We start from the raw sequence: 856 nt of genomic DNA, 5'->3' as shown, positions 1-856 counted from the left end.
AACCTTAATTTTTAACTTACATGAGCAGAGCTAAAAAGTTAAAAACATGTCAAACTACATAGATGGATTCGTACTTCCCATTCCTCGCAAATACCTGGATGAATACCAAAAAGCAGCTCAAAAAGTAGCAGAAATTTGGAAGGAGTATGGTGCCATTGGTTATTTCGAATTTGTGGGTGATGATTTGACTTTGGAAGGCACAAAATCTTTCACCTCAACTGTAAATGCTAAAGATGATGAGGCCATTATTTTTGGTTGGGTAGTATTTCCTTCAAAAGAAATACGTGATTTAGCCAATGAAAAAGTGCCGAATGACCCCAGAATGACAGAGCTGGTTGCACCTTTAACTAATCCAGACAAGTTGATATTTGATGCCAGCCGAATGGTTTACGGAGGATTCAAACCACTTGTACAATCGGATTAATAGTCAAAGGAAAGGATTATAAGAAAGCGAATGAAAACGATTTTTGACAAACAAACCCGGGACAGTCTCATAGCAAGAACACAGCAGCTTAATACTGAAAGTGAAGCCATTTGGGGGAAAATGAATGTTTATCAGATGACGCAACACTGTACCATTTGGAATCGATGGGTGCTAGGGATTGATAACCAAATACCTTATAAGCAGATGTTTTTAGGTAAAATAATTGGCAAAATGCTACTCAAGAGCAGCACAAAAAACGACAAACCATTAGGTAAAAATGCTCCGGCAGGTTCTGCTTTTCTAGTAAGTAAAAAAACGGGTGACCTGGCCAAACAAAAACAAGAACTCATTACGCTGATTGAGCAATTTGCTGATTACAATAACCCTGCGTTCATTCACGATTTTTTTGGCAGAATGACAGAGGAGCAAATC

Annotated in this window: 2 protein-coding genes; both read left to right on the top strand. The window is 38.2% G+C overall.

All coding sequences use genetic code 11. The annotated features are described in order from the left end of the window. Positions 1 to 46: 46 nt before the first annotated feature. Positions 47 to 424 carry a DUF1428 domain-containing protein gene (locus tag E1176_RS00555; protein ID WP_155208643.1) on the top strand — a complete coding sequence of 126 codons (378 nt, stop codon included), beginning with the start codon at positions 47 to 49 and terminating at the stop codon, positions 422 to 424. A gap of 30 nt (positions 425 to 454) precedes the next feature. Then, positions 455 to 856: DUF1569 domain-containing protein (locus E1176_RS00550; protein ID WP_155208642.1), on the top strand; the 402-nt coding region annotated here is incomplete at its 3' end.

Origin of the sequence: Fulvivirga aurantia, assembly GCF_009711475.1 — a bacterium.
Classification (GTDB): Bacteria; Bacteroidota; Bacteroidia; order Cytophagales; family Cyclobacteriaceae; genus Fulvivirga; species Fulvivirga aurantia.
This window is presented reverse-complemented; position numbering and strand designations above follow the sequence as displayed.

Bases quoted from the DNA above. Each gene is read 5' to 3' on its own strand.
- E1176_RS00555 (WP_155208643.1), top strand. From the start codon at position 47: ATGTCAAACTACATAGATGGATTCGTACTTCCCATTCCTCGCAAATAC.